This window comes from Laspinema palackyanum D2c (genome assembly GCF_025370875.1).
GTDB classification, from domain to species: domain Bacteria; phylum Cyanobacteriota; class Cyanobacteriia; order Cyanobacteriales; family Laspinemataceae; genus Laspinema; species Laspinema palackyanum.
In genome coordinates this window covers 1-26,077 of sequence record NZ_JAMXFD010000030.1, presented here as the reverse complement: position 1 = coordinate 26,077, position 26,077 = coordinate 1, and the positions used below count along the sequence as shown (strand labels likewise).

Genomic DNA, 26,077 nt, shown 5'->3' with positions numbered 1-26,077 from the left:
GTACTCCCGGACTCGGGAATGGTCCAGGTCGATCGCCCGTTTATAATCCCGCTAACAGACAGAGTAAGAGGGCTTCCGTCCATTCCACCACGGCACCGTAAGTATCGCCGGTATGGCCCCCGAGTTTGTGATTAAACCAGGCCCCGGTGAGGATGGCGACTGCGCTGCCGCCGGTGACCATTCCTGCGGCTAAAATCCAGGAATTGCCATCAAGCAACAGTTGCACCCCACTCAAGGCGACCAAAAACAAAAAACCAGGGAGTAAATCCCAGGGAGACCCCATAGAATCCTGGTGAATGGCTCCTTTGCCTGAAACTTTTAAATAGGGATAACGGGCGATCGCCACTAATTGTCCCCACCGTCCCCAACCGGCAGCAGCCATTAAAACCACGGCCCGATTTGCCCCTAAATCACTCAAGGCAGCCACTTTCAGGGCAATCAGGGCAACCGCTGCCATCACGCCATAAGCGCCGGTAACACTATCGGCCATTACTTCTAAGCGGCGATGGGGTTCTTGCACCGCCAACCCATCCCCGGTATCGATCGCCCCATCCAGATGCAATCCGCCGGTAATCCCAATCCAGGCCACAATCACCAGGGTGCTGCGCGTCAGTCCTGGCATGGCTAATGCCTGTAACAGGACATCCAACAGGCCCAGCATCGCCCCGATCGCCACGCCGACAAAAGGCGCATACCGAGCAATCCCGCGAAACTCTAAGGTCCAACTTAGCGGAACCGGCAAACAGGTATAGAAGGCGATCGCTGCTGCCAATCCCGAACCGAGAGTTCTCATTCGGGCTACTTTTGTCTGCACAAACTCAACGACCCGTCTCACCCGGCGATTATCCCTCATAGTCAAAATCTATATTTATTTCCGCCATTCTACTGATACGTCCACTTTATAACCTGTGCCAGAATTGAATTGATAAAAGTGATTTTTTGCCGAACTCCCTTCGGCATGACGCGCAAAGCTTTCTTGATATTCCCTCTATAGGGCACCCAACAGAGGGTCTCAATTCCAACAGAGGGTTTCGATTGTAAATTAAGGGCGGTTTCTCTATGATGCCAGATCAATCTCCTACTAGCCTGCCTGCTCCCTGCATTGTCGATACGGGTACTGTGGTCAATAAGCAAGATATGTATAGACTCCTGGCTGATTTAGGCCGAGTCCGTTATGCACACTTCCAAGAGGGTCATCTCCAAACCCAAGGGGAAGGTTATGTGATGGAAGTTTTTGCCGATCCTCAACGCTCAACCCTGATCGCCAATCATCGTCTCTATATCAATGTGCAGAGTTTTGATTGTTTAGAACTCAGACAATCCTCTGACTCTGAATCTTACTTCGATCTCGTTCAAGATGGTCGTCAATTACGCTTACTTCCCGTCTCTAACCCCCTCAAGGAGCAATCTGCTAGAACCCTCGATAGTGCTGCGGCATTAGAGGCGGTTTTGCGAGAGGTCCTCATCGCTAAATTAGATGCGGAAATTGATGATGAGGGAATGCTGCCCTTTTGAGTGGCGATCGCCCCTCGGTATTTAAACTTAATTGTCCTGCCGTTCTGCTGGTTCTTAAATGCAGTTTCTACTTACCATGCCTAAAAAATAACATATTGCCAATATGCTGATATAATGAGTCGAAAATTTACAGAGTAATCATTAATTTTGGGTCGCGATTTTACGTTTCACTGTCAGGGTAAATGCAGCCACACTCACGCCCGGGCGGGGGTCTGGATGACGCCTCACGGCCCGGTAGAAACGCCCATCTTTATGCCCGTGGGAACCTTAGCTACCGTGAAGACCGTTACCCCGGCCCAGTTAGAGGCAACGGGCGCTCAGATGATTTTGGCGAATACCTATCACCTGCACCTCCAACCGGGAGAGGATATTGTCGCTGCAGCGGGAGGGTTACACCGCTTTATGGTGTGGGATGGCCCAATTCTGACCGATTCGGGCGGGTTCCAAGTTTTTAGTTTAAGTGAACTGCGGACCATTACTGAAAAAGGGGTGACCTTTCGATCGCCTCGGGATGGACGCAAGATAGAAATCACGCCAGAACGTTCGATTCAAATTCAGAACAAACTGGGCGCTGATGTGATTATGGCCTTTGATGAATGTCCCCCCTATCCCGCATCCCGAGAAGCGGTAGAGTTGGCAACCGCCCGGACTTACCGCTGGTTGGAACGCTGTATCGAGGCTCATACTCGGTCGGATCAAGCCTTATTTGGGATTGTGCAAGGGGGAGTTTACATCGATTTACGGTTGCAAGCGGTCGAGGCCCTGACTCAGTTAGATTTACCGGGATATGCCATTGGCGGGGTCAGTGTGGGAGAACCGGGGGAAACTATCTCAGAAATTGTTAGGGCCACTGCGCCGAAACTGCCGGTGGAGAAACCGCGCTATTTGATGGGAGTGGGGACTTATCGAGAAATGGCCCAGGCGATCGCCTCCGGGGTCGATTTATTTGACTGCGTAATCCCCACAAGATGGGCGCGACATGGAGCTGTCATGGTCCAAGGGGAACGGTGGAATATTAAAAATGCTCAATTTCGGGAAGATTTTACCCCCCTAGATGAGACTTGTTCTTGTTACACCTGTCAAAATTTTTCGCGGGCGTACTTGAATCATTTGTGGAAAGCTGGGGAAATCCTGGCCTATACCTTACTCTCGATTCATAATCTCACGGAACTGATTCGGTTTACCAAGCGGATTCGGGAGTCCATTCTGAGCGATCGCTTTACCACAGACTTTGCTCACTGGTTGGAACCGACACCCTAGGGCCGGTGGGATTGAGATCCTGGGGACCCGAAACCGGGTTTCTGACCCTAAGAGGTTGCTTCGTTGCCGTCTCAAGTCAAGAAAGCCGGTTTCTAACTTTTGCGGTATCGATTTGGGTAGATGAGAGTTGCTGGCAGAAAAATGAAATCCCCATCCTCCCTTATGTTAAAATCTGTGTCGATTATGAAATTTCTGTTTGAGAGGGAGATATCAACATGGAAGCAGCACTACTACTGGCAAAACTACCAGAAGCCTACTCGATTTTCGATCCCCTGGTAGATGTTTTGCCGATTATCCCCGTGTTTTTCTTGTTGCTGGCTTTCGTGTGGCAAGCAGCGGTCGGTTTCAGATAAATTACCGACTTCTATCCAACTCCAAGACCATCAACAAGGAAAGGGGCGCTCAGTTGAGCGCCCCTTTCCCGATCTCAATACCAGCTTTCTTTCTACCTGTTCCTACCTTTGAATGCCCTTTGGCTTCCTCCTTTTTTAACGGGGACGGGAGGGGGATCTCACGGGGGTAAAGGGGGATCAATCCGGTATGAAAGCAAGAGGTCTACTGAGCGCGGGGAGCGATAGTTTTCTGAAACGCTGGTCGATCGCCGATGCGGTTGATGTACTCAAGCACTGCTGGATATTCGCCCAGATCTAGCTTGAGCATCATTTGGCTGTAGGCTAACATCGAACCGACGGCCACATCGGCGACGGTAAACTCTTGACCCAACAAAAAGGGATGGGTGGTGAAAATTTGATTGAGGGGTTTCATTAATCGAGCCAATTCGCGATCGCGGTTGGATTCGATAAAAATTCCGGGACTAAATGTGGCATTGGCAAACAGCACCCACTGGATCAGGGTCGCTTGTTCTTCTGGGGACTTCCCGGCATTGCCATACTTTTGGGCCAAGTACACCAAAATGGCCCCAGATTCCCAGAGTTGAAAGTCTCCATCAACGATCGCCGGGACTTTTCCCACGGGGTTAATCTTCAGGTACTCCGGCTGTAAGTGTTCCCCGGACTGCATATCTAACAACACAAATTCATAGGGAACCCCCAGTTCTTCCAGATACCACTGGACAATGGATGCCCGAGAACGCGCACCGCCATACAGTTTTAACACCACTTCACGACTCCATCTCTTGCAATAGGTTATTGTCCAGATTTTAAGGCTTCATGAGAGCGTCACTTCAACAGATGGCATCCCCCAGGCGATCGCCTTAGAAGCCATCGGTGGTTAGGAACCATCACAAAACCCCAGCCCCATTGATTTAGAGTGGTAGATAACTGCGATCGGTTGCCAAGCTTCGGGATTTATGCAAGACAATAGCCAAAATTTCTTTCGCGTCCCACCAGAATTACCCAATCGAGATCCCGTGAGTTCGGAAAGCCAAAGCCCAAACTTTCTGACCCCGGATTTAAGGAACAAAGACCTGATTGGGGCATCTTTGCGGGGTTCCTACCTGCGAGATGCCCAACTCAGTGGCGCTAACTTAAGCGAAGCGATTCTTTGTTATGCCGACTTGATTGGAGCCGATTTAAAAGGGGCAAACCTCAGTGGAGCAGACTTGAGTGATGCCAATTTAAACTTAGCAAATCTCAGCGAGAGCAATTTAACGGGGGCTAACTTCAAAGGGTCACTGTTAGTGGGCACTGATCTGAGTGAGGCGGATTTGCGCGGTGCCAATCTCAAGGGCGCTAATTTAATTGGGGCCAAACTGGCAGAAGCGAATCTCAGTGGTGCCAACCTCAGCGGAACAGATTTGAGTGAAGCGGATCTGCGCGGGACGATTCTGCAAAAGGCGGTTTATGACTTAAGAACCCGGTTCTGTGAGGGTCTCGACCCCCAGACAACCGGCGCTTACTTAATTGGAGCAGATGTTGTCCTCCCGGGAGCTAATCTGAGTGGGGTAGATTTGACGGGATTTAACCTCAGACGCGCGGATCTCAGGGGGGCAAATTTGCGCTATGCCAAGTTAATCGGGGCGAATTTAGAGGGGGCGAATCTATTTCGGGCAAATTTGAGTGGTGCTAATCTCGCCGGGGTCAATTTTAAAGGGACGAACCTGCAAAAGGCGGTTTACGATTTAAAAACCATCGTCAGCGAAGGGATTGACTTGAGTTTGGCAGGAGCCTACTGGATTGCGCCGAATGTCTCCTTGTCGGAAGTGAATCTGGTAGGGGTGGACCTGAGTGGGGCGGATTTAAGAGGGGCAACGTTAAGTAGTGCCAATTTAAGCGAAGCGGATATGACGGGCACGGATTTGTCCCGGGCGAACCTCAGAAAAGCCTATTTAGCCGACGCGAATATGAAAGGGTCGGATCTGCGCGGTGCCGATCTGATTGGGGCGAGTTTAAATAAGGTGAATTTGACTCAGGCGGATTTGCGCGAGGCGGATTTAACTCGGGCGGATTTGCGTGGGGCTAATTTAAAATGGGCGGATTTGCGAGAAGCGGATTTAACCGGGGCAAGTTTAAATCAGGTCAATTTGGCTGAGGCAGATTTGCGGGGGGTGGATTTAACCCGAGCAGATTTGCGCGGGGCCAATTTAAGTGGGGCGGATTTAAGAGAGGCGGATTTGACGAAGGCTAATTTACATTGGGCGAATCTGGATGGTGCCAATCTCACCGATGTGGATGTCAGTACGATTGTTCAATAATTCAAGCCTTCCTGATTTGCGCGGTTCAAGGAAATGGGTGAGGTCATACAGGTGGCTTGCTCAGGTACAAACCGGGGAATTATTAGTGGATAAGTGTTGGAATTAAATCTGTCCTTTACCTGGTCATTACAAGTGTAATGATATTGACATAAAAAGAAGGAAAGGCTCATCTGGAAGAATAACCCTAATATTTTTCACTCTCTCCTTCTTGTGTGACTTTACGGTAACTTAACAATTTGGCTTTGTTTCAGGCAACGAGGGAGCAGGCTTTCCACGGGGTTTGACTTCAAGAGGGCTATAGCCCATCTCAATCAAGGTGACAATGGATAGAACCCGCTCCAACGTGAGCGGGTTCTTCAAGTAGGGATAGCTGGTCATGTGGGGCGATCGCATTTTCCGTCAGCCTGTGCTTGGTTTCCGTCAGTGTTTCTACTTGCATCACATCTCGATCGCTATCTCTATCTTTAATCGCCAACGGCACGCTAGACTGCCTATATAAATTTTTTGTAAACTCTAAGCTTTTTCCTGGACTTCCACAGAAATCTAGGTTAGAACTAAAAAGTCAGTATTTTTACATAGAGTTGTGTAAAAGTCTAAGTTTTGTTAGAGGGAAAAACCATGCATACTAAATTCAGTCTATCGATTTGTCTCGGGATCATCGCAGGTAGTATGGGGATGGCCGCATCCGCCCAAGCCTTTTCCTTCACCACCAATTTCACGGAGGATTTAAACGGCCACGATGCGGCTAGAGGGAACATCTGGCTGAATTCCGTGGAGTTCGGCGGGACCACCGTCAGCAATTTTGGCTTAGTGAATCGGGCGGATATTCTCTACAATGACCTCTGGACTGGAGGCAATAGCGGGGCTGGTAGTGCAGACAGGGGTGACTTAGCCGATGGGCTAATTCAGGAACTGCTCACTGACGAAGGAGCAGTGACGGCTTTGGGAAACCGCAACCTCAATAATATTATCGACGGAGAAGACCGTGGGACCTTTTCGATGAATGTTTGGTTTGATAAGGCTGTCGATAATTTATTTTTCTGGGAACGGGGTCGCAACAGTGCGATGGAGATTCAGGCGATTGATGAACTGGGCAACAGTATTGGTAACCTCCTGACAATCAACTCGCTCACCTGGGATTATGCGGGATTTGACCTCAATACGGTGGAAATCGGTGGTACTCAAAAAGTGGGGTCCCTGGGGGTATCTCTGGCTGATTTAGGACTCTCTTCGGCAATTGCTGGGGTTCGCGTCAGTGCTCAGGGAAAGGCATTGTTTAATGGACCTGACTGGAAAGTGGTCGGTTCAGCAGCATCGGTCCCGGAACCGGGTACGGTGATGGGTTTAGGGGCGATCGCCTCGGGAATGTTGGTTTCGAGCCGTCGCAAGAAGGCGCAACAAGGCTAAGGGGTTGAGCGTAAAATCTGGCTGAGAACCCAGTTGATTCTATCGCCGTCCGCTCAAAACAGCTCATCTTTTGCGGCATCAGTGGTGCAACTCCTTTTCAGAGGGACTACCTCTACCCCAGAGAGAGACTGAAATCTAGGATCTAATATATCAGATGATATTAATCCGCAGGAGGACTTTATAACTGGGATATTCCGTTTGGAACAAAAGGTGCAAGATTTAATTATCCATTCGAGGTGAGGGATTAATCCCTCACCTCGAATGGTTTTGGGGGTCAGTGGTATCTATCAGGGGTGGGTAGGGGACAAAAGTCACGGAGGTGGCGATCGCAATCGTAGAATCAGCCGATAAAATGGAGGGATGTCTTTTTCTGGTAACTCCCTCGTGTCTGCAACTTCTCCTACGTTTATCCTGGTTGATGGTCATTCTTTGGCTTTTCGCTCTTATTATGCGTTAGCAAAAAGTCGCGATGGGGGTTTGAGTACCTCAACCGGCATTCCCACGAGTGTCTCGTTTGGGTTTCTTAAGTCGCTGATTGAGGTGATGGCAGTCCAGGACCCGCAATATTTGGCAGTCGCCTTTGATTTGGGTTTGCCGACGTTTCGTCATGAAGCGGATGATACCTATAAGAGCGATCGGGCAGAAACTCCAGAAGATTTTATTACAGACCTTAAATATTTACAAGAATTACTCACGGCGCTGAATCTGCAAATTGTGACAGCGCCGGGGTATGAAGCGGATGATGTGTTAGGAACTCTGGCGACTCGGGCAAGTGAGGCGGGGTTTCAGGTGAAGATTTTAACGGGCGATCGCGATTTATTTCAGCTTGTAGATGCTGAAAAACAAATCAGTGTGCTCTATTTAGGTCGCGATGCGTTCCGTCTTTCGGGTGGGGCTAAATCCCAGGAATTTGGACCGGAACAGGTGCAAGAAAAGATGGGAATTCCGCCGGAATTGGTGGTGGATTATAAAGCCCTTTGTGGGGATACTTCGGATAATATTCCCGGGGTGAAAGGGATTGGCGATAAGACGGCGATTAAGTTACTGACGACTTATGGCAGTTTGGACAAAATTTACGAGGCGATCGCCGATATTAAAGGAGCGAATCGCAAAAAATTAGAGGAAGGAAAAGACGAAGCCTATCACTCCCAACATTTAGCCAGAATTGTGGTCGATGTTCCCTTAGAACTGGAATTAGAGCAATGCCAATTACGCGGATTTGATGAAACTGCCGTAATCCCCCAGCTAGAACAACTGGAATTTAAGTCATTTCTCCCTAAAATCAAGCAATTACAGCAACGGTTTGGGGGAGTATCCTTAGCCGAAACTCAGGAAGTCTATAAAACTGAAACCCAGTCCGTCCAAACAACTCATTCATCTCATGATGATGAGACCTCTTTTTGGACCGCAGAAGAAACGGAAGCGGCTACAAAATTAGCTCCCTCGCCGATTAATCCAGCCATTATTGATACTCCTGATAAGCTGGAAGAATTAGTTAATCGGCTGAAAACTTACACCGATTCAGCTCATCCTGTGGCATGGGATACGGAGACTACAGATTTAGAACCCCGAGACTCAAAATTAGTGGGAATTGGCTGTTGTTGGGGAAGTGGCGAGGGGGATTTAGCCTATATTCCGATTGGACATAAAATTGGGCAAAATTTGCCTTTAAATCAGGTATTAGAGGCATTGCGTCCTATTTTAGAAAGTATTGACTATCCCAAAGCTTTGCATAATGCCAAGTTTGACCGTCTGGTGTTGCGCTGTCAGGGAATTCAACTGGCGGGGGTGGTATTTGATACGCTGCTGGCGAGTTATTTAATTAATCCGGAAACAACGCATAATCTCACCGATGTGTCAAGTCGATATTTAGAGGTTACCGCAGAAAGTTATAAAAATTTAGACTTGACAAAAGGCCAAACCATCGCGGATTTAGCCATTCCCAAAGCGGCCCAATATTGCGGATTAGATGTGTTTACCACCTATCAGCTAGTCGGAAAACTGCAAGGGGAACTGGCGGATAAATCTAAATTGCATCAACTACTGCTAGAGGTGGAACAACCCCTGGAACCTGTATTAGCAGAGATGGAATATACGGGAATTAGAATTAATAGCGACTATTTAGGGACTTTCTCCCAGCAGTTAGAGGAACAGTTGCAGGAAATAGAAACCAAAGCGTATGAAGCAGCGGGGGAAGAATTTAATTTAGGGTCTCCGAAACAACTGAGTTATATTTTGTTTGAAAAATTGGATTTGCCGATTAGTAAATCTCGCAAAACCAAGACGGGTTACTCGACGGATGCGGCAGTGTTGGAACGACTGCAAGGGGAACATCCCCTGGTGGATTTAATTATCGAAAATCGCACCTTAGCGAAATTAAAATCAACCTATGTTGATGCACTCCCCAAGATGGTGCGGCAAGATACCCAGCGGGTGCATACGGATTTTAATCAAACGGCAACGGCAACGGGACGATTGTCTTCTTCTAATCCAAATTTGCAAAATATTCCGATTAAAACGGAGTTTTCCCGCCAAATTCGTTCGGCGTTTTTGCCGGAACGTGGATGGTTATTAGTATCCGCAGATTATTCTCAGATTGAGTTACGGATTTTGGCGCATTTGAGTCAAGAACCTGTGTTGATTGAGGCGTATCAGAATAACCGAGATGTGCATACGGTGACGGCGCAACTGCTGTTTGAAAAGGAGACGGTAACGGCAGAAGAAAGGCGGATGGGGAAAACGATTAATTTTGGGGTGATTTATGGGATGGGTTCGGTCCGGTTTGCGCGGGCGATCGGCAAAACTTCTCAGGAAGGGAAGCTATTTATCCAGCGGTTTTATGAACGCTATGGCAAGGTTTTTGAATGTTTGAATGGGTTGCAGAAGCAGGCGATCGCCCAAGGGTATGTGGAAACAATTTTAGGGCGGCGTCGATATTTTGACTTCCAAGGAGAGAGTCTCAATCAACTCAAAGGAACTGCTTGGGAAGCGATTGATTTAGACAAGCTGAATAAGAAGATGGGGATGCAAGATTCGCAGAATTTACGGGCGGCTGCTAATGCCCCAATTCAAGGGTCAAGTGCAGATATTATCAAGGTGGCAATGGTGAAAATGCACGAGGTTTTAAAGGACTATCAAGCGAGGTTATTGCTGCAAGTGCATGATGAATTAGTGTTTGAAATTCCTGGGGATGAATGGGAGGAGTTGCAGCCGAAAATTAAGTCCACAATGGAATTGGCAGTTCCGCTTTCGGTTCCGTTAATGGTGGATATTCATGCGGGGGAGAATTGGATGGAAGCGAAGTAAGGATGGCAACAACCGCCAGGAATTTAAACTTCTGGGGTTGTGGTTATTTACTACAGTTTTGGGTCAGGCAATGCCAACATTCGCGGGCGATCGCCCAATCTTCCTGCGCTTGGATGACGAAGACTCTCACTTTTGAGTCGGTTGTAGCAATATCGGCGTCTGTGGGGGAATTTTGGTTTTTGTGGGGGTCGAGGTGTAATTTTAAAAACTCGAATCCCTCACAAGTTGCCGATCGCACGCTGGGATGATGTTCTCCGACACCTCCGGTAAAGACTAAGGCATCTAAACCCCCGAGGGTGGGTAACATTGCGCCTATCTGCGATCGCCAGGAAGGAACCAAGTATCCCGGTTGCCGAGGGGAAGGGTAGGGGAGAGGGAGAAAAGGGTTCTCCCTTTGGGAAAATTGTATAAATCTCGGATTTTCTAACTGGTGACTGGGGTAAGCCGATCGCCGATTTTCACGGAACCCGAGGTGATAATTTTAGCTAGTACCCCCGTTTGTAAATGACCATATCGGTGTTTCAGAACCGATAATAACTCTAAATTGCGATCGCCACTGTCGGGATCAACTTCGATATTTGCACAGCGTCCAATTCTAGCCGTAATGATAATCTTGGCTTCTCCTACGCAAAATTCCTCTCCCACACCATTAAACTCTTCCCAGGGTGCAATTCCTTCGAGTAAGATATTCGGTCGAAATCGTCGCACATCGACAGGGGCTTCACAAGCTTCACTTAATTCATTTAAAGTAGCTTGACTCATCAGAGAAATATGCACAGGTGCACGATCCGGATAGCGGGTTTCACCCGTTCGACTGCCGACTAACTGGAGGGGGGAATAGTGAGGATGTCTCGCTTCCGGAGTGGGTTTAGCATCGGCTAGAAATCCGGTAAAAAAGGCACTGATGCGATCGCGTCCGGCTGGAGTTTCCGTTGCCGCTTCTAGGAGAGTTACTCCCTGGTGACGAACGGTTAGGCAGTCAGTTTGTGCATTATAAAAACATTCTAATTTGGCTAATTTCGGCCAATCATTCTGGACGGCAAAATGTCCTTTACTCATCCAAGGCACGAGGGTAGGAGGTGGCGGATCACTGCCATCTAAAAACATCAAGGCAAAGGCGCGATCGCCTCGGATACCATAATCCTGTTCTAGGGTAACACCCTGGATTGGATGGGGTGATAATCCCTTAATTGGATAGGAGAATAACTGCTTGACTTGAGCTTCTTTCAATGACTTAACCCTCTCTTACTTTCAGAACCCTGGATTCCGGTTCCGTTTCCGGTAATACTTTGAAAATATAAGCCTCCGGCGGTGATTAAAAAGACCAGATAGGCGATAGCTTGAACGAGATACAGTTGCGATCGGTATCCAAATAAGGCTTTTAAAATGACCCCGGGGAAGCGGTTATCCGGGAGAATCTGACTTGCATCCCATACTTGGGGTCCTAAAATACAGGAATCGGTCCCGGCATGACACCAACTGGCAAATTGAGGGGCGATCGCACTGAATTCTATCAGGGCTAAATTGGCACTTTTCAAGGCAGAAATCACCAATCCGGACACGATTAATAGTAACAACACTCCCATGATTTGGAAGAATAGGCGCAAGTTAATTTTCAATCCCCATTTAAACAGCAACGTGCCAATTACAAAGGCCCCGATTAACCCCGCAAACGCACCGAATGCCGGAGTCCAACCCCGCTCAAATTGGGCTAAAATAAACACCACGGTTTCAAATCCTTCGCGGAGAACCGCGATAAAAATTAGGGTAAATACCCCCCAACCTGCCTGAGATGGGCGCAAATTTACGGACGATTCATGGGGTTGGGTAGAGGGTTCTGAGCCCGTCTTTCCTTCAAATAATGCCGCATTTACCGCCCCTTCGACTTTGCCTTTGAGGGATTTGGCTTGTTTTGTCATCCAAATTAGCATCCAACTGAGCATGGCGATCGCCATCAAACAAAATCCCGCTTTTAAAGTCGGTGCGATCGCCGGTGCATACCGCCAATCCGACTCTCCCACCGCTTGCAGAATTCCGCCGAAGATAATCCCCACTAATCCACTGGCAACAATTCCCGTTCCGACCCCGGCATACACCCAAGGATTAAGCTGGCTTTGTTGCGCTTTTTTCAAACAAGCTAACACAATCCCCACCACTAAAGCAGCTTCTAATCCTTCCCGCAATGTAATTAAAAAAGTGGGTAAAGCAGCACTCAATTCCATAGTTATAAGCTAGATAAAATTAGTTTTGAACCCCAAATAATGAACCGTTAATCCCGTTAAAATCCGTGGCCCCCCTTACTTTTACTTGTAAATCAGCCCCTGGAGCTGAGGCTCAGTCCGGTTTCTTCCCCACCCTCTTCTCTGGGAACAGTACGCCCGGTCCGGGGTGAATGAATGGAATCATTTAAGTCATATCTCGCAGCATTTTCTTCAATTCAATAATATTAATTTCCGAGGAAGCTACCATTTTGCGAGTAAACTTTTCCAAATAAATACTGCTATTTTTGACGATATCCAATAAATTTCTATACCGTTCTAAACCCTTTTTTTCATGATTAATACTTTCTTCGATAGTCGTCCTAACCGAATGGGTGTAGCTTTCCTCCATGTTAGAAATCCGCAGGCTGGGATGTCCTTCTAACCCAGTAATAATTTCTCCCACTTGTTGAGCCGAATTCAACGAGTCAGTTGCTTGGAGTTGAAAAAAATTAACGATGGGAATCCGATTGGGTCCGGTTACCATGAGGGAATAGTGGGTATAGCGCACTACCCCGGCTAGTTCAAATTCCATGATACTATTGAGTAATTCAAGGGTTGTTTTAAGGTTAAGTTGTTTCATGTTTTTAGAGGTTAGGGTTCGAGGACCAATGAACTGAATATTAAAGCCTAGAATTGTTGAGTTTCATCCCCGGGGAAAGCGGATAATTTGGATCCATTGCACCACCGGATGGAGGGGGGAAGACTCCTCAAGGTGGTGCGGATTTAATGCCTAGATTGAGAGAGGCGATCGCCCGTTAAACCGGACTTAGATAAAATCCCGCAACATTTTTTTAATTTCTATGTTGTGCATTTCCTCTTGGCCAATTTGAGTCCGAGCAAATTCTTCCAAATACACGCTGGCATTTTCTACGGTATGGAGCAATTCTTTGTACATATCCAGGGCTTTTTTCTCGTGGTTGAGACTTTCCTCTAAAATGTCACGGACGGAATGGCGATCGCTTTCCTCAATCGGTGCAATTCTCAGGCTAGGATGTCCTTCTAACCCGGTGATAATTTCTCCCACCTGTTGAGCATGGGTGAGGGATTCCGCAGCTTGCGCTTGAAAAAAACTGACAATGGGAATCCGATTGGGTCCGGTTACCATCAGGGAATAATGGGTATAGCGGACCACACCCGCCAGCTCAAATTCCATGATGGTATTGAGCAAATCAATGGTTTTTGGGAGATCAAGGTCTTTCATATCGTTTTCTAGGGTTTCAGATGGGATGAATTATTTGAGCATTTTTTGGAGGGGATTATCAAGTAGGGATTTCCCGGTTGGGATGGGTGATTTGTCTTTAACAGTTCCAGTTATTACCAACCTGCAATCCATAAGGGTGATGAGGGGAAGTGGCGGGCGATCGCCACCACACCCTGGTTAGATTTGTTGAGCATCGAAATAGATATCACAATATCTAAACAACTTAATCCCTCTGGAGACGGATAGTTTAAGCCTATTCGCTATTGTAACTACAAACTGATAGCACAATTCTGATCGGGTTGACCCAAATTTTCAGAAAAATTAAGGTTTCATCACTTATGGGGAACCTGATGAACAAAATTCCCACTTTATAAACCGCTTCAAGGGAGAGTAAGTCTGGGAGTAAACCCCTGACAGAATCAGCCTTAGACCGCTTTATCCCTAGTCTTTCAGGCCGAATCTCATCCCCTAGGAGGGCATTGTCAAGTTTTCAAAAACGCGCTTTCCTATGAATATTACCGCGATCGCAACCTGTGCTCAATCCGGAGAAACCTCGCCAATATTCCGAATCAGGCTGTGGCGATCGCTTCAACCAATCCTCCTTTAAACCCTAAAAAAATGAAGAAAAATTTAATTATTCTCACCCTCTTAGCCGGTGTCATCCCCACCCTACTCATGGGGTGTGAACGAGATGGCACCGCGATCACCTCAACTCCCGAACCCGTCGCCCTAGAATCCAACCCACCGGCGACTCTGGGAACCGAAACCGCCTCGGGAGAAACCGGAATGCTCCAAATTGTCGCCAACGGCGAGGACTTCGTGCGAGACGGCTTTACCTCGAAAGATGGTTGGGAAATCAACTTTAATCACGTTTACGTCAACCTCGCCGAAGTCACCGCCTACCAAACCGACCCCCCTTACAATCCCGAAAGCGGCAGTCCGCTTAACCCCAAGCAACAAGTCCAACTGGATGGGGTGAAAACCGTAGACTTAACTGCTACTCCAGAAAACCCCTCCCCAGTCCTCGCGGAAGTCCCTGCACCTCCGGGTCAGTACAATGCTCTCTCCTGGAAAATGGTCAAAGGCACCGAAGGCCCTGGGGCAGGCTCTAGCTTAATCATGGATGGAACAGCGGAAAAAGACGGACAAACCATCGCTTTTGTCCTCAAAGTCGAGCGCGAAATGGCCTTCACCTGCGGCGAGTTCATCGGGGACCAACGCAAAGGCATGGTTTCCCCGGGTAGTCAGGGCCAGTTAGAAGCCACCTTCCATTTTGATCACCTGTTTGGGGATGCCGATGCACCGGCAGATGATGAAATCAACGTCAAGGCCCTGGGATTTGAGCCGATCGCGGCGATCGCCTCCGGGGATCAGGTGAATATGACCAGTACAGAACTCCAACAAGCCCTCACCCCCGCAGATTATCAAACCCTGCAAAACCTCCTCCCCTCCTTGGGGCACGTTGGAGAAGGTCATTGTCAGGAATCTGCGTCATCATGATAGACAGCCCGCCCCTGCCATCGTTGCAGGAGAACTATCTACTCAGGGATCGAACATTAACTATGATTAATCGACCAAACACTCCAACTGCTGCGGAGGCAGTCCTCTGGGCGTTTGCCAGTGGGCTGTTTGCCTGGACCCTCGGGAATCCTCTGCCTGCGATCGCCCACGGGGTTCAACTGACTCATCAGACCCTCGAAGCGGTAGAGGTCCAGGCCCTCTTCGATAATGGCGACCCCATCTCCAATGCCCAAATCACCGTTTATGCCCCCACGGACCCAGAAACGCCTTGGCAGGAAGGGACTGCGGACAAAAACGGGCGGTTTTTGTTTGCCCCAGACCCCTCCCTGGCGGGAAATTGGGCCGTTCGGGTCCGGCAAGCGGGTCACGGGGCAATCCTGAATGTGGCGATCGCCCCCGGACCTTCCCCCGAGGCAGCCGTCGCCCCTCCCGATGCCACCGGCGTTCCCGAGGTAGCCCCCAGTTCCCAGACCCTGAGTGTTCGGAGTCCCTCGGTCAACCCTCTTCCCACCGGCTTGGCGATCGCCTCCGGAGTCTGGGGATTTGTGGGAACAGCCTTGTTTTTTTCCCGGTTTAATGGCAACGGACGAGGCGGTCCCCGCAAAAAAGAAGATTCCGTTGCCTAATCAAATCTCTCCCTTAATATAAATTCAGCCCCCGGGCATTCTCTCTTTTCGATGTGATTCAATGCATATTCCCGATGGTATTCTTCCCGCTAGTCTTTGTATCGCCGGTTATGGCGCAACCGGGGCCGCCACTTGGTATTCCCTGCGCCAAATTAATCGCGATCGCAATCCCCAAGCCCAAATTCCCAAAGCTTCCTTACTCACCGCAGCGTTTTTCGTTGCCTCTTGGATTCATATCCCCGTCCCTCCCGTCAGTGTTCACTTAGTTCTCAATGGACTCTTAGGCACTGTCCTCGGTTATTATGCCTTTCCCGCCATTCTCATTGGGTTATTTTTCCAAGCCATTATGTTTGGTCATGGGGGACTAACGACCCTGGGAGTCAATGCCATCCTGATGGGAATTCCCGCCTTAATTGCATACCAAATCTTTCAGATGCGCCATTGGTTTAAAACCCAATGGGGAAACATTACCCTGAGTTTATTTGCCTTTCTTGCCGGTGGCATTGGCTTAGGACTCGCTGCCGCCATCTTTTTCGTTCTCATCATCACCACCATTCCCGGGGAATTAGATGTTACTACGGAAAAAAATGCTATTTATGGACTGATGTTGGCTCACATTCCCTTAATGCTAATTGAAGGATTGTTTACCGCGATGTTAGTCATCTTTCTCAATCGGGTCAAACCGGAACTCATTGGAGATTAGGAAACCCGCACATAAGTAGGGTTGGGCATTTGCGGACAAAGCCTGTCCTGAGCTAAGCCTGCCCTGAGCCTGCCGAAGGGTCGAAGCCTGTCCTGAGCTTGACGAAGGGGGCCTGCCTCCCCAGCGTCATAGATAAAACTGGTTTTTGACAACCAGATTTAGGATTAGAACGAATTGTAAAGGAACCCGGATGAAATTTGGATTAGACGATTATGCTCATTTAGAATCCCCCTTACATCAATGGGAACCCCGCTGTAAATTAATGGGGTTGATGGGATTAATTTTTGCTTTTGCAATGGTGCGGGATCATCGCTTGATTCTGCCCATGTTAGGGGTGAGTGCGGGAATTTATGCCCTGTCTCAACTGCCGGTTGCTTACTGGCGGAAGCGGTTGCGCTATCCGGGATTTTTTTTGCTGGGAGTCGTGGGATTTCTGCCCTTTATTTCGGGACAGACGGTGCTATTTCAACTCGGTCCGATTGCCCTATATCAAGAAGGACTGCTGGCAATGGTAACCATCGCCAGTCGGTTTTTAGCGATTATTACCCTGTCTCTGGTTTTGTTTGGGACGGCTTCTTTTTTAACCACGATTAGAACCCTGCGTTCCCTTGGGCTATCTCCGATTTTAACCGATATGATGGTGTTGTTTTATCGGTATTTATTTGAACTCGGCGATCGCCTGCATACGATGCAGTCCGCCATGCGCTTGCGAGGGTTCAAACGGACCCGCCTCACCCCCCGCGCTTTACAAACGTTTGCCTCGGTTGCGGGAACACTTTTAGTCCAAAGTTATGAACAATCCGAACGGATTTATCAGGCGATGCGATTGCGGGGTTATGGTCAAAAAAACGTTTTATCTCAGATTCAGTCTTGGCAATTCAAAGATCTGATGGGTTTAGGGGTGGTCCTGGCCCTTGCCGGTACTTTTATAGCGGCTGAATTTTGGCTATCTTCTGGGATTTTATAACTTAAACTTCCGCGAGGCTTCCTCATACAAAGACAAGGCTAAATCGCGGATCAGTTCTTCATTCTCAAAACTATCTCCAAATTTAGTTTTCGCCATTTCAATACAGGTTTTCATCACATCTGATGAGCGATCGAGATGATGGGCGATCGCCAACCGTTCCGCATCTTCCCAATGGGGTATCTTTGGAGTCGTCAACTGTTCTACCTTTTTTCGTTGCAGTTCCTCCGAAAATCCAGCAGCAACAATCCCCGCAGGCAAGGCAAACAATCCAATCCCAATAAAGGCTAGGGTTGCCCCAAATAATTTACCCAAAACCGTCACCGGATACACATCCCCATACCCCACCGTCGTTAATGTCACCACTCCCCACCACATCGCCGCCGGAATACTCGGAAACGCATCCGGTTGTTCCTGACTTTCAGCAAAAAACATCAAACTTGAGGCAAAAATTAGTAAAATAAACACCGTAAACAAAGTCATGATTAACTCATTTTTTTTAGAATCAATCACCCGAAGAATGGTTTGCAGCGCTTCCGAGTATCGAATTAATTTAAGCAGTCGCAACAAGCGAAAAACATTAGCAAATTTTATCGAACGAATCAATGGAAATAATAACATCAAATAAAAAGGCAAGATTGCCATTAAATCAATCACCACTAACGGCGTCATCGCATAGCGCAATCGTCCCCAAAGCGGATGAGCATATCGCGGATCGACGGTACAGCACCAAAGTTGGATAATATAGAGTAAAGTAAAGCAGGCTACCGCCACCAGTTCGATTTCATTTACAAATAACTTAAAATTAGAGGAAATAAATGCTGAAGTTTCCAAAATAAAAGCCGTCACGTCTAAAATAACTAACAGACTGACCGCCCAGTCATCAACTCGGCTTAATAAATCCGTCGGGTCCGAAGATTCGAGAATTTGATAAACTCTAGCTTTTAGGGATTGGCTCATGATGTGTGATTTAACTCATGACGCTTTAAAAAATTAACCGCACTATTGCTCATCCTATCATATCCGATGAAAGAACAGATAGAACCTTTAACCTCTAACAACCTCGCAGATAATCTCCCCGGGAATCTTTTAGAAGTCTCATCGAATTCTGTGGTGCGAAACCGGGAGAATGTGGCAGTCGCCATTGATGAACTCTGCTTTTCCTACCCGGATAAAGCCGACGTTTTACAGAACATCAGTCTGCGAATCCACCCCGGCGATCGTGTGGGACTGATTGGGTCCAATGGTGCAGGCAAAACCAGTTTATTTTTATCCATTTGTGGCATTCTCAAGCCCATTTCAGGCCAAATCACCCTCTTTAATCACCCCGTTATCCCGGGTGAATTCCGTCCGGAAATTGGCTTAGTTTTTCAAAACCCCAACGATCAACTCTTCTCTGCCTCCGTCTGGGATGATGTGGCGTTTGGACCGCAAAATATGGGACTGTCTGGGTCAGAATTGAGCGATCGCGTTAGAACCGCCCTCGACTTAACGGGAGTCCGGGACCTAGAAACTCGTCCCCCCCACCATCTTTCTGGCGGACAAAAGCGGATGGTGGCGATCGCCACAGTTCTAGCCATGCAACCCCAAATTATCCTCTATGATGAACCCAGCGCCAACCTAGATTTGCGAGCCCGTCGGCGTTTAATCCACTTTTTGCAAGCATCCCAGGAAACCGTACTCATTTCCTCTCACGATTTAGAACTGATTCTCGAAGTGTGCGATCGGGTCATTCTCATGGACGAAGGACGGATCATCACCACCGGCAGTCCCGATGTCGTCATGGCAGATGCACCCCTAATGGAAGCACATGGTTTAGAAAAACCCCACTCCCTCCTCCGCCATCGCCCACTTCATCACCCCTAATCCCGGACCCTGCGCGCAGAGGGACACTCGCCATTAGAAACCGGATTTCTTGTCAAAATTTCTGCTAATTTGCCAGAAATTCGTGCCAGAAACCCGGTTTCTTGTCCTCATCGATTTCATGCGGTACCGACACCCAAGAAAACCGGGCGATCGCCTCAGTTATATAAATTTTCTGTATCAATCCCAAGCAACCTCCACCAGACAGCCTACCGTCTGTATAACCTGTCCAGGGAGTGCGGATTTCTCCTGCCGAGACAGAATATCCAATTGTCCCAGCAGAAATCCTGCTTTCCCTGTATCATAATCCTTTAGGCGATCAATAGGAGACATTCTCATGGATATCGTTAGCTTGCTCATTACCTGGCTCATCACCTCAATCAGCTTGTTTATTATTTCTAAACTGCCCACCGGCGTAGAAATAGATGGATTTCAAAAAGCCTTAATTTCCGCTGCCGTATTTGGCGTATTAAATGCGCTGATTAAGCCAATTTTACAGGTTTTAGCTTTCCCAATAACCTTCCTAACCCTAGGATTGTTCAGCCTTATTATCAATGCGATTATCTTTGGATTAGCCGCTTGGTTAGTGACGGGATTTCGCCTCCGTTGGGGATTTTGGAGTGCCCTCATCGGGACCTTAGCCCTCAGCTTTATCAACTCCATCCTGTTTAACCTGTTGGCAAGACTTTAATCCTAAACAGGGGAATATTGCCCCGCCTAACTTCCCCCGAAATGGGATAAATACAAAAGCGATCGCCTCCGACCGAACTTAAAACAAAGACAATTGTCGATACTCAGGCATCTCGTTGGAATCACGACTGGGCGATCGCTTTTCTGTACCGTTCTCCCCAAACCCAATCCCCGCATCCAAACAGTCCAACGCCTGTCTAACATTCGGGGGCAATTTATAACATCAAAACTGCTATAATGGATAAACTAAATTTTTTATAATTAAGTAATCGCCATGACTGAGTTACTTGAACGAGCAATTGCCCTGATGCAGGCTTTACCGGAAACGGAACAAGATGCGATCGCGTCGGTGATTTTGGCAGAAATTGAGGAGGAGCAACGCTGGGATGAATCCTTCTCGCGATCGCCCGATCTCCTTGCCCAACTCGCCTCTTCAGCAATGACGGAGTATCACGCCGGTAAAACCCAAGAACTCGATCCCGAGACCCTATGAAGTCTCGGACTACGGCACAATTCCGTAAATTATTTGCTAAATCATGAATCATTACATATTTAGGATTACCGCTAAGGTTGCGCTGTGCTTATCTGAATCGGGCCTTTTCTTTAAGTATTTCTACTGAATGAAAAACTGGGATGCTCCCAGCCCTGCGCTTGACTTACAATAAATGTCTTGGTATAATGGATAAAATAAAATTGTGTTGGTACTCCCATGCCACAGGTAGTTCTAGCTCCCCAAGTAAAGACTGAGATAGATCGTCTTGCTCAAGTCAGGCAGGTTGACTCCAAACTTTTGGAGGAGTTTGCCTATTTCGTTCTTGAGATATCAAAAGAAAAGTCAAGTAAGAAAGCTCAGTCGCTGAAGACTAATGACCTAAAACAAGCTATCTATGAGCGTTTTAGCGTAAAGGATACATCAGAGTTGAAAAAATCTGGTGCATTCAGGATGGCTACGGATGGCATGGGCAAATTAAACTTTCGCTTAAAACCAACTTGGGAAACACTATATCGAAAATTTGTGGGTATTCTTCCAAATGAGCAAAGCCAGGAAGGATATGGTTGTATTAATGGAATTGATATCTTTAAATACTTTAAGCCCTGGCAAGTATTTGGTCTAAATCCCCAAACTGCCACGAAGAATGATGTTAAAACTGCTTACTATCAACTATCCAAAATTTATCATCCTGATAATTTGGTAACGGGTGATCGAGCAATTTTTGAGGAAGTGGAAAATATGTATAAGAGTATAATTGCTGGATTTTGATCATGAATTTTGATAGAGAAGTTTTCTATATTGAAGAAACTAAGCTTGCTCAAGCTTTAGAACTACCGCAACAAGCTTTTGACGAAATAGTTGATTGTTTACAGGCATCGACTGATGAAAGTATTCAAATCAAAGAATGCTTGCATTTTGTAGTTCAAAATTATGTAAACAAGCAACAGCCGATTAGGATATTTTCTCGTGAAGGGGCGTTGGCTATTGCAAGCTATCTAGATTTGAGCGGTGGAGCCACTGAATTTTCCCTCAAAAGAGTAATTGCATTACTAGATAACTATCGTCTTAATCAAATAGATAGAAGGGTTCGGACGGCGCTATATCAAAATAGTTCTTCTTTAGTTTTCAGAAATCAACGCCACTGGCTTAGTCGAGAAGATGTAATACGGATATTTATTACAACTTCCCTTAGGTTACAGAAGGCATTTAAAGATATTCAAAAATCTGAAGACCCAATGAGAATGAATATAGACTTTGAATATTATGAAGGCATAACCTTCTTCTCTTTGTCTGGATTAGAAAAACTTAGTATAGAATTGTCATTAAAATTGCGCTCAGAGCAGAGGCGGGATTATTGTAAAAGGGTTCCTACAGTTGCTCCTCCTGTATTAAAATTTCTGGCGATCAAGCCTTCTCCAACTCAAGAACAAATTCGCAAAGCTGTAAACTTTGCCAAAAGTAGAGATAAGAAAACTTGTCAGGTGACTGGAGCTTATAGAGATAAGTATAACGAACTAATTGAATTAGTTGGTCATCATCTTTATGATAAAAATACTTACCATTATCTTAGCGACGAGCCAGATAACATATTAACAATTGATAAAAGAGTGCATGAAAATTTTCATCAATGGAATGGAGGAACCAACACAACTTGTACAATAGACGACTTCATTGATTATGTGGAGAGGCTCTATCCAGAAAAGCATGAATTAATCTTAACCTTGCACAATAAGCGAGGAGTTCTAATGATTAAATTGGCTCAATTACAAGGAACATTACCTGAAAGTAAAGATTAAGTTCTCGTTAGTGTCCTTAGTTTATTGCCATCCGGATCTAGAGGTTTCAGTTTTAGCCCGCGCAGACCTGTGCTGAGTCACGCCTGTCCTGAGCCAAGCCTGTCCTGAGCCCCGTCGAAGCCTGTCCTGAGCCCCGTCGTAGGGGGTCGAAGCGCGGGCTTTCTTCATGTAGATCTACCTTCAAAGCAAGGAATTTCTAATCCTGCTGATTGGCAAACTGGCGGGCTCCGAGAATGGATAATCCCACGGCAATAATTGCCAGAACTACAATACTATACCAGGGAAACTGACTCATATCATAAGCTGCCGCCCTTAATCCAATACTCGTATAGGTCAAAGGCAACAGATAGACCACCACTTTTAGGGCTGCCGGTAATTGGGTTGGGTCAAAAAAAGTAGCGCCTAAAAACGACATGGGGACAATGATAAAATTGTTATAAATTCCCACACTTTCTAAGGATTTTACCGTTAATCCCACCAAAACACCCAATCCCGAAAAGACGGCACAATTCAGCAACAACAACAGTAAAAATAAGGGGTTGAGGAAACTCCAAATTTTGCCAGTAAACAGAATGGCAACCAAGAGGACGGAACCCGATGTCATCAACCCGCGCAAAATTCCGGCCATCATTTTGCCGAGATATAAGGAAAGAGGATGAATCGGCACCAGCAGCATTTCTTCAAAGTTTTTGGTAAATAAACGTTTCCCACAAATGGAAAAAACCGTCCCGGCAAAACAGATCGTCATGGAAGACAGGGCGACCATTCCTGGTAACATGAATTCTAGGTAACTATTTCCCCCACCCATGCCCGATCGCATGGTATTTCCTAACCCTAAACCAAATGCTAGGATATAAATCAAAGGAGAAACCAGGCCCGAGGCGGCCACTTGGACCACCCGCACCCGTAAATCGAGCCAGTCTCCCCATAAAATCGTGATACTATCGTCCCAGAGGGTGGATAGAGGCGATCGCGATCGCCCAGAAGTCACTTCCGGTTTTAATCTAAGTTCAGATGCCACAATACCCGCTTGTTGTCTTGTTTTCCTTCTTCAGTTTTACAACACTTCCACGAGTTTATTTCGAGAAGAAACACCCGATTTAATCACAATCGCTGATTTGGGAACTTCAAATTTATCCGCCAACAGTTTAATTAACTCTGCATTCGCCTTGCCATCAACGGGAGGGGATTTCAGACGAATCGTCAAACTGCCATCAGCTTCTTCCGTAATCTGCTGCTGTTTAGAATTGGGTTTAACTTTAATTCGGTAGAGTGGCACAATTTAAGCAACAACAGGACTAATCATCTGATCCAACGCCGATCGCGCCGCGACTAAATCATAAGGAATCCGGGGTTTCATCGGGCGATAATCTCGGGGATTGGGGTCTCCATTTCGTAAGACTGCATTCACCACCAGACAGGGTTCATCGCTGAAATTAATCGCACTATGGGGAACCCCCGGAGGAATCGTCACCACTGCCGGATAGCGATCGCTCAAAGGAATATAGCGATATTGACGATTCTGTAACACTATTAACACAAAACTGCCCCGGACCACCAGCAATTGATCCGTCTGAAAATGATGGACGAATAAATCATCGCAGGTCCGCGCTTTCACCTGGACTAACATGGTTTCATGACTTGACTGAGGAGTATAAAACTCAGTCATTCCAGACTGCATGGTTTCTAAAGGCCGGATTTTAACAGATTTAGCTAAACTCATAGATTTTCCTCCAGATGGTTTCTTATGATTCTGATTATGACGCGGTTTTTAATAAATTTTTGTAAATATCGTCACCAACTTGCCAAAAGTATGATATAGAAGGCGGGAAAGGACCCAAATCAAGAGGAATCCATCATGACCCAGCAACATCCCCATCCCAAGCGTCGCCCGGATCTCTTCGGATGGATTGTCCGATTTGTCTGTGGGGCGATCGCCGGAATATTTATCGCGATTTTCTTCCTTTGGGATGGGATGACTGCCGGAGGTGCAGTCGCCTGGAGTTTAGTATTAGGGACCCTTTTCGGACTCTGTGCGGCCCAATGGGGCGATCGCTTTTGGCAATTTCTAGGGCGATGGTGGGGGTGGTTCTAACCCGGATTTAGGATTAAACTGCCGCCAGGTCGCGATGCTCGATTTTAGTGCCTAAAACCTTGAGAAATTCCGCCAACCAAGCGGAATGAGCGGGCCAAGCGGGGGCCGTGACCAAATTGCCATCCACGATCGCCTCATCTACGGCGATCGCCACATAAGTCCCCCCAGCGCGAGTCACATCGGGACCACAGGCGGGATAAGCGGTGCAGCGTTTCCCTTGCAGCACATCCGCTGCCGCTAACAGTTGTAATCCATGACAGATCGAGGCGATCGGCTTATTTTCCTGAGCAAAATGACGGGTAATTTCCAAAACCCGCTGATTCAGGCGAATGTATTCCGGCGCACGTCCCCCGGGAATCACCAAAGCATCATAAGTCGCCGGATCCACTTCCGCAAACGTTGCATTCAGGGCGAAATTGTGACCCGGTTTTTCGCTGTAGGTTTGGTCCCCTTCAAAATCGTGAATTGCAGTCCGAACCGTTTCCCCGGCAGTCTTATCCGGACAGACGGCATGAACAATATGGCCCACCATTTGCAGCGCTTGAAAGGGGACCATTACTTCATAATCTTCCACATAATCGCCCACCAACATTAAAATCCGCTTTCCAGTCATGTTTAGACTCCTTGGCAAAATTTAATAGGCAAAAACCGACGGGGGTTAAAACCCCCGTCTAACAACTTAAGTCGGTTGAAACCGACTGAACGTCTTATTTTTAGTCGGTTTTAACCGACTTTAGCTATGAGGCGGGGGATTAATCCCCCGCCGGATGTTGCTAGAAACCGTTGCGGCCCCAAATTACCATCGAGATGGAGAAAGTAAAAACACCTAAAAAAGCAGCCCAACCTACAGTCAGAATATCCATAGTCTTAATTTCGCCAGTCATGATAACAAAAGGATTTCAAATGTTAATCATACGTCAAAGCGGGACGGAATGGACGGCAAGGGCGAGTGCGGGATTCTCCGGTATGAGTTGGGTAGTCCCTCGCGCAACGCGGTCCCTCAACCCGAGAACCTTCGCTTTCCGGTATGAGTTGAGGGGCGATCGCCACCCCCAACCCAGAACTTTCATATCCAGCGATACTGAATTAAACAATGCAAGATTTGACTCCTATCCCAACTACTGCCATCGGTGGCGTCCAGATCGAGAATGCTGATGTGGCAACCCGTTATGAATGTTGGCAAGCGCCTACGGTGATTGTGTCTGACGGGGCTTATGGGCTGGGGCTTTTCCCCGGTGATCCACCGACCCCAACCCACTTGGCAGACTGGTACGATCGCCACATTGAGGCATGGTCTCACTCTTGTTTGCCCGAAACCACTTTATGGTTTTGGTGCAGTGAAATCGGTTGGGCAACCGTACACCCTTTATTAGCAAAAAATGGCTGGCAATATCGCTCAGTTAATATTTGGGATAAAGGGGTAGCTCATATTGCCGGAAATGTGAATAGCAAGACGATTCGACGGTTTCCAATTGTGACTGAAGTTTGTGTCCATTACGTTCGGAATGTGGAATTACCGACAGAGGATGGCGATCGCTTACCGATGCAGCAGTGGTTACGGTATGAGTGGCTCAGATCAGGGCTTCCTCTGAATAAAACAAACGAAGCTTGCGGCGTGAAAAATGCTGCTACTCGTAAATATTTTACCTGGTTGACTGACAAAACTTAGTCAGGCGGATACTTGTAAGTATGTATTTTGAACTCAATACGGTAGGTACGGTCG

Annotated in this window: 33 protein-coding genes; 17 read left to right on the top strand and 16 right to left on the bottom strand. The window is 47.3% G+C overall.

Going from position 1 to position 26,077, the window contains the following annotated elements:
• Positions 1 to 40: 40 nt before the first annotated feature.
• Entirely contained in the window at positions 41 to 853 is an 813-nt protein-coding gene (gene cobS, locus NG795_RS24215) for an adenosylcobinamide-GDP ribazoletransferase (protein WP_367291184.1), read from the bottom strand.
• 206 nt (positions 854 to 1,059) lie between these two features.
• Between cobS and NG795_RS24210 the strand changes: the two genes are divergently transcribed.
• The 3 genes from NG795_RS24210 to NG795_RS24200 all read left to right on the top strand — a co-directional run bounded on the left by NG795_RS24210 (position 1,060) and on the right by NG795_RS24200 (position 3,128).
• Positions 1,060 to 1,515, top strand: a complete 456-nt coding sequence (locus NG795_RS24210) for a hypothetical protein (RefSeq protein ID WP_367291183.1) — start codon at positions 1,060 to 1,062, stop codon at positions 1,513 to 1,515.
• A 147-nt stretch (positions 1,516 to 1,662) separates the two neighbouring features.
• The gene (gene tgt, locus NG795_RS24205; RefSeq protein WP_367291182.1) at positions 1,663 to 2,775 is read left to right on the top strand and encodes a tRNA guanosine(34) transglycosylase Tgt; all 1,113 of its coding nucleotides are present in this window, start codon (positions 1,663 to 1,665) and stop codon (positions 2,773 to 2,775) included.
• A gap of 215 nt (positions 2,776 to 2,990) precedes the next feature.
• Positions 2,991 to 3,128 carry a photosystem II reaction center protein K gene (locus tag NG795_RS24200; RefSeq protein WP_009768893.1) on the top strand — a complete coding sequence of 46 codons (138 nt, stop codon included), beginning with the start codon at positions 2,991 to 2,993 and terminating at the stop codon, positions 3,126 to 3,128.
• A 202-nt stretch (positions 3,129 to 3,330) separates the two neighbouring features.
• On the opposite strand, the gene NG795_RS24195 is transcribed toward NG795_RS24200, so the two are convergent.
• Entirely contained in the window at positions 3,331 to 3,891 is a 561-nt protein-coding gene (locus NG795_RS24195; protein ID WP_367291181.1) for a glutathione S-transferase family protein, read from the bottom strand.
• Between the two features lie 193 nt (positions 3,892 to 4,084).
• Between NG795_RS24195 and NG795_RS24190 the strand changes: the two genes are divergently transcribed.
• On the top strand, positions 4,085 to 5,428 hold the full coding sequence (locus tag NG795_RS24190; RefSeq protein ID WP_367291180.1) for a pentapeptide repeat-containing protein: 1,344 nt from the start codon (positions 4,085 to 4,087) through the stop codon (positions 5,426 to 5,428).
• 307 nt (positions 5,429 to 5,735) lie between these two features.
• On the opposite strand, the gene NG795_RS24185 is transcribed toward NG795_RS24190, so the two are convergent.
• Positions 5,736 to 5,909 carry a hypothetical protein gene (locus NG795_RS24185; protein ID WP_367291179.1) on the bottom strand — a complete coding sequence of 58 codons (174 nt, stop codon included), beginning with the start codon at positions 5,907 to 5,909 and terminating at the stop codon, positions 5,736 to 5,738.
• A 137-nt stretch (positions 5,910 to 6,046) separates the two neighbouring features.
• On the opposite strand from NG795_RS24185, the gene NG795_RS24180 reads away from it, so the two are divergent.
• A complete protein-coding gene (locus NG795_RS24180; RefSeq protein WP_367291178.1) occupies positions 6,047 to 6,835 on the top strand; it encodes an exosortase-dependent surface protein XDP2 in 789 nt (262 codons plus the stop codon).
• Positions 6,836 to 7,195: 360 nt separating this feature from the next.
• Positions 7,196 to 10,141, top strand: coding sequence for a DNA polymerase I (gene polA / locus NG795_RS24175; protein ID WP_367291177.1), 2,946 nt, complete (start codon positions 7,196 to 7,198; stop codon positions 10,139 to 10,141).
• A gap of 43 nt (positions 10,142 to 10,184) precedes the next feature.
• Here polA and NG795_RS24170 read toward each other — a convergent pair whose 3' ends face one another.
• The 5 genes from NG795_RS24170 to NG795_RS24150 all read right to left on the bottom strand — a co-directional run bounded on the left by NG795_RS24170 (position 10,185) and on the right by NG795_RS24150 (position 13,603).
• Positions 10,185 to 10,481: a hypothetical protein gene (locus NG795_RS24170; RefSeq protein WP_367291176.1), complete on the bottom strand. Its 297-nt coding sequence runs from the start codon at positions 10,479 to 10,481 to the stop codon at positions 10,185 to 10,187.
• Positions 10,482 to 10,564: 83 nt separating this feature from the next.
• Entirely contained in the window at positions 10,565 to 11,371 is an 807-nt protein-coding gene (locus NG795_RS24165) for an MOSC domain-containing protein (protein WP_367291175.1), read from the bottom strand.
• Positions 11,368 to 12,363, bottom strand: coding sequence for an FTR1 family iron permease (locus tag NG795_RS24160; protein ID WP_367291174.1), 996 nt, complete (start codon positions 12,361 to 12,363; stop codon positions 11,368 to 11,370). The genes NG795_RS24165 and NG795_RS24160 overlap by 4 nt, the downstream gene beginning before the upstream one ends.
• Before the next feature lie 184 nt (positions 12,364 to 12,547).
• Complete coding sequence (locus tag NG795_RS24155) at positions 12,548 to 12,982, bottom strand: ferritin-like domain-containing protein (RefSeq protein ID WP_367291173.1); 435 nt, start codon at positions 12,980 to 12,982, stop codon at positions 12,548 to 12,550.
• A gap of 186 nt (positions 12,983 to 13,168) precedes the next feature.
• A complete protein-coding gene (locus NG795_RS24150; RefSeq protein ID WP_367291172.1) occupies positions 13,169 to 13,603 on the bottom strand; it encodes a ferritin-like domain-containing protein in 435 nt (144 codons plus the stop codon).
• 618 nt (positions 13,604 to 14,221) lie between these two features.
• Between NG795_RS24150 and NG795_RS24145 the strand changes: the two genes are divergently transcribed.
• The 4 genes from NG795_RS24145 (at position 14,222) to cbiQ (ending at position 17,420) form a co-directional block, all read left to right on the top strand.
• Positions 14,222 to 15,103, top strand: a complete 882-nt coding sequence (locus NG795_RS24145) for a DUF4382 domain-containing protein (protein ID WP_367291171.1) — start codon at positions 14,222 to 14,224, stop codon at positions 15,101 to 15,103.
• Positions 15,104 to 15,165: 62 nt separating this feature from the next.
• Entirely contained in the window at positions 15,166 to 15,750 is a 585-nt protein-coding gene (locus NG795_RS24140; RefSeq protein WP_367291170.1) for a carboxypeptidase regulatory-like domain-containing protein, read from the top strand.
• A 61-nt stretch (positions 15,751 to 15,811) separates the two neighbouring features.
• Positions 15,812 to 16,453, top strand: coding sequence for a cobalt transporter CbiM (cbiM, locus tag NG795_RS24135; protein ID WP_367291169.1), 642 nt, complete (start codon positions 15,812 to 15,814; stop codon positions 16,451 to 16,453).
• 190 nt (positions 16,454 to 16,643) lie between these two features.
• Positions 16,644 to 17,420 carry a cobalt ECF transporter T component CbiQ gene (gene cbiQ, locus NG795_RS24130; RefSeq protein ID WP_367291168.1) on the top strand — a complete coding sequence of 259 codons (777 nt, stop codon included), beginning with the start codon at positions 16,644 to 16,646 and terminating at the stop codon, positions 17,418 to 17,420.
• On the opposite strand, the gene NG795_RS24125 is transcribed toward cbiQ, so the two are convergent.
• Entirely contained in the window at positions 17,415 to 18,377 is a 963-nt protein-coding gene (locus tag NG795_RS24125; protein ID WP_367291167.1) for an ion transporter, read from the bottom strand. The two genes, cbiQ and NG795_RS24125, sit on opposite strands and share 6 nt — an antisense overlap.
• A 66-nt stretch (positions 18,378 to 18,443) precedes the next feature.
• Between NG795_RS24125 and NG795_RS24120 the strand changes: the two genes are divergently transcribed.
• A complete protein-coding gene (locus tag NG795_RS24120; RefSeq protein WP_367291166.1) occupies positions 18,444 to 19,283 on the top strand; it encodes an energy-coupling factor ABC transporter ATP-binding protein in 840 nt (279 codons plus the stop codon).
• Positions 19,284 to 19,460: 177 nt separating this feature from the next.
• Here the strand turns inward: NG795_RS24120 and NG795_RS24115 are convergent, their stop codons facing one another.
• Positions 19,461 to 19,619: a hypothetical protein gene (locus NG795_RS24115; RefSeq protein WP_367291165.1), complete on the bottom strand. Its 159-nt coding sequence runs from the start codon at positions 19,617 to 19,619 to the stop codon at positions 19,461 to 19,463.
• Here NG795_RS24115 and NG795_RS24110 point away from each other — a divergent pair.
• Positions 19,618 to 19,971, top strand: coding sequence for a phage holin family protein (locus NG795_RS24110; RefSeq protein WP_367291164.1), 354 nt, complete (start codon positions 19,618 to 19,620; stop codon positions 19,969 to 19,971). The two genes, NG795_RS24115 and NG795_RS24110, sit on opposite strands and share 2 nt — an antisense overlap.
• A 78-nt stretch (positions 19,972 to 20,049) precedes the next feature.
• Here NG795_RS24110 and NG795_RS24105 read toward each other — a convergent pair whose 3' ends face one another.
• Positions 20,050 to 20,184 (bottom strand): hypothetical protein, encoded by a 135-nt coding sequence (locus NG795_RS24105; protein ID WP_367291163.1) that lies wholly within the window; start codon positions 20,182 to 20,184, stop codon positions 20,050 to 20,052.
• A gap of 60 nt (positions 20,185 to 20,244) precedes the next feature.
• On the opposite strand from NG795_RS24105, the gene NG795_RS24100 reads away from it, so the two are divergent.
• The 3 genes from NG795_RS24100 (at position 20,245) to NG795_RS24090 (ending at position 22,259) form a co-directional block, all read left to right on the top strand.
• Positions 20,245 to 20,463: a hypothetical protein gene (locus tag NG795_RS24100; protein WP_367291162.1), complete on the top strand. Its 219-nt coding sequence runs from the start codon at positions 20,245 to 20,247 to the stop codon at positions 20,461 to 20,463.
• 216 nt (positions 20,464 to 20,679) lie between these two features.
• Positions 20,680 to 21,231: a J domain-containing protein gene (locus NG795_RS24095; protein ID WP_367291161.1), complete on the top strand. Its 552-nt coding sequence runs from the start codon at positions 20,680 to 20,682 to the stop codon at positions 21,229 to 21,231.
• A gap of 2 nt (positions 21,232 to 21,233) precedes the next feature.
• Positions 21,234 to 22,259: a hypothetical protein gene (locus tag NG795_RS24090; protein ID WP_367291160.1), complete on the top strand. Its 1,026-nt coding sequence runs from the start codon at positions 21,234 to 21,236 to the stop codon at positions 22,257 to 22,259.
• A gap of 196 nt (positions 22,260 to 22,455) precedes the next feature.
• On the opposite strand, the gene NG795_RS24085 is transcribed toward NG795_RS24090, so the two are convergent.
• From NG795_RS24085 to NG795_RS24075, 3 genes are read right to left on the bottom strand one after another with little or no spacing between them, the layout of a single operon-like run.
• Complete coding sequence (locus tag NG795_RS24085) at positions 22,456 to 23,280, bottom strand: ABC transporter permease (protein ID WP_367291159.1); 825 nt, start codon at positions 23,278 to 23,280, stop codon at positions 22,456 to 22,458.
• A gap of 36 nt (positions 23,281 to 23,316) precedes the next feature.
• Positions 23,317 to 23,538 (bottom strand): DUF167 domain-containing protein, encoded by a 222-nt coding sequence (locus tag NG795_RS24080; RefSeq protein ID WP_367291158.1) that lies wholly within the window; start codon positions 23,536 to 23,538, stop codon positions 23,317 to 23,319.
• A gap of 3 nt (positions 23,539 to 23,541) precedes the next feature.
• Positions 23,542 to 23,982 carry a cupin domain-containing protein gene (locus NG795_RS24075; RefSeq protein WP_367291157.1) on the bottom strand — a complete coding sequence of 147 codons (441 nt, stop codon included), beginning with the start codon at positions 23,980 to 23,982 and terminating at the stop codon, positions 23,542 to 23,544.
• A 135-nt stretch (positions 23,983 to 24,117) separates the two neighbouring features.
• Between NG795_RS24075 and NG795_RS24070 the strand changes: the two genes are divergently transcribed.
• Entirely contained in the window at positions 24,118 to 24,354 is a 237-nt protein-coding gene (locus NG795_RS24070) for a hypothetical protein (protein WP_367291156.1), read from the top strand.
• A 13-nt stretch (positions 24,355 to 24,367) separates the two neighbouring features.
• Here NG795_RS24070 and NG795_RS24065 read toward each other — a convergent pair whose 3' ends face one another.
• A complete protein-coding gene (locus NG795_RS24065; RefSeq protein ID WP_015151761.1) occupies positions 24,368 to 24,967 on the bottom strand; it encodes a DJ-1/PfpI family protein in 600 nt (199 codons plus the stop codon).
• A 160-nt stretch (positions 24,968 to 25,127) separates the two neighbouring features.
• The gene (gene petN, locus NG795_RS24060) at positions 25,128 to 25,217 is read right to left on the bottom strand and encodes a cytochrome b6-f complex subunit PetN (RefSeq protein WP_015151762.1); all 90 of its coding nucleotides are present in this window, start codon (positions 25,215 to 25,217) and stop codon (positions 25,128 to 25,130) included.
• A 230-nt stretch (positions 25,218 to 25,447) separates the two neighbouring features.
• Here petN and NG795_RS24055 point away from each other — a divergent pair, with 230 nt between their 5' ends.
• Complete coding sequence (locus NG795_RS24055) at positions 25,448 to 26,023, top strand: hypothetical protein (RefSeq protein WP_367291155.1); 576 nt, start codon at positions 25,448 to 25,450, stop codon at positions 26,021 to 26,023.
• The last annotated feature ends 54 nt before the right edge of the window (positions 26,024 to 26,077 follow it).

Excerpts from the sequence above, each read along its gene's own strand:
- cobS (WP_367291184.1), bottom strand. The coding sequence starts at position 853 with ATGAGGGATAATCGCCGGGTGAGACGGGTCGTTGAGTTTGTGCAGACA.
- NG795_RS24210 (WP_367291183.1), top strand. The coding sequence starts at position 1,060 with ATGATGCCAGATCAATCTCCTACTAGCCTGCCTGCTCCCTGCATTGTC.
- NG795_RS24200 (WP_009768893.1), top strand. The coding sequence starts at position 2,991 with ATGGAAGCAGCACTACTACTGGCAAAACTACCAGAAGCCTACTCGATT.
- NG795_RS24190 (WP_367291180.1), top strand. The coding sequence starts at position 4,085 with ATGCAAGACAATAGCCAAAATTTCTTTCGCGTCCCACCAGAATTACCC.
- NG795_RS24180 (WP_367291178.1), top strand. The coding sequence starts at position 6,047 with ATGCATACTAAATTCAGTCTATCGATTTGTCTCGGGATCATCGCAGGT.
- polA (WP_367291177.1), top strand. The coding sequence starts at position 7,196 with ATGTCTTTTTCTGGTAACTCCCTCGTGTCTGCAACTTCTCCTACGTTT.
- NG795_RS24160 (WP_367291174.1), bottom strand. The coding sequence starts at position 12,363 with ATGGAATTGAGTGCTGCTTTACCCACTTTTTTAATTACATTGCGGGAA.
- NG795_RS24155 (WP_367291173.1), bottom strand. The coding sequence starts at position 12,982 with ATGAAACAACTTAACCTTAAAACAACCCTTGAATTACTCAATAGTATC.
- NG795_RS24150 (WP_367291172.1), bottom strand. The coding sequence starts at position 13,603 with ATGAAAGACCTTGATCTCCCAAAAACCATTGATTTGCTCAATACCATC.
- NG795_RS24145 (WP_367291171.1), top strand. The coding sequence starts at position 14,222 with ATGAAGAAAAATTTAATTATTCTCACCCTCTTAGCCGGTGTCATCCCC.
- NG795_RS24140 (WP_367291170.1), top strand. The coding sequence starts at position 15,166 with ATGATTAATCGACCAAACACTCCAACTGCTGCGGAGGCAGTCCTCTGG.
- cbiM (WP_367291169.1), top strand. The coding sequence starts at position 15,812 with ATGCATATTCCCGATGGTATTCTTCCCGCTAGTCTTTGTATCGCCGGT.
- cbiQ (WP_367291168.1), top strand. The coding sequence starts at position 16,644 with ATGAAATTTGGATTAGACGATTATGCTCATTTAGAATCCCCCTTACAT.
- NG795_RS24125 (WP_367291167.1), bottom strand. The coding sequence starts at position 18,377 with ATGAGCCAATCCCTAAAAGCTAGAGTTTATCAAATTCTCGAATCTTCG.
- NG795_RS24120 (WP_367291166.1), top strand. The coding sequence starts at position 18,444 with ATGAAAGAACAGATAGAACCTTTAACCTCTAACAACCTCGCAGATAAT.
- NG795_RS24110 (WP_367291164.1), top strand. The coding sequence starts at position 19,618 with ATGGATATCGTTAGCTTGCTCATTACCTGGCTCATCACCTCAATCAGC.
- NG795_RS24115 (WP_367291165.1), bottom strand. The coding sequence starts at position 19,619 with ATGAGAATGTCTCCTATTGATCGCCTAAAGGATTATGATACAGGGAAA.
- NG795_RS24100 (WP_367291162.1), top strand. The coding sequence starts at position 20,245 with ATGACTGAGTTACTTGAACGAGCAATTGCCCTGATGCAGGCTTTACCG.
- NG795_RS24095 (WP_367291161.1), top strand. The coding sequence starts at position 20,680 with ATGCCACAGGTAGTTCTAGCTCCCCAAGTAAAGACTGAGATAGATCGT.
- NG795_RS24090 (WP_367291160.1), top strand. The coding sequence starts at position 21,234 with ATGAATTTTGATAGAGAAGTTTTCTATATTGAAGAAACTAAGCTTGCT.
- NG795_RS24075 (WP_367291157.1), bottom strand. The coding sequence starts at position 23,982 with ATGAGTTTAGCTAAATCTGTTAAAATCCGGCCTTTAGAAACCATGCAG.
- NG795_RS24070 (WP_367291156.1), top strand. The coding sequence starts at position 24,118 with ATGACCCAGCAACATCCCCATCCCAAGCGTCGCCCGGATCTCTTCGGA.
- NG795_RS24065 (WP_015151761.1), bottom strand. The coding sequence starts at position 24,967 with ATGACTGGAAAGCGGATTTTAATGTTGGTGGGCGATTATGTGGAAGAT.
- petN (WP_015151762.1), bottom strand. The coding sequence starts at position 25,217 with ATGGATATTCTGACTGTAGGTTGGGCTGCTTTTTTAGGTGTTTTTACT.
- NG795_RS24055 (WP_367291155.1), top strand. The coding sequence starts at position 25,448 with ATGCAAGATTTGACTCCTATCCCAACTACTGCCATCGGTGGCGTCCAG.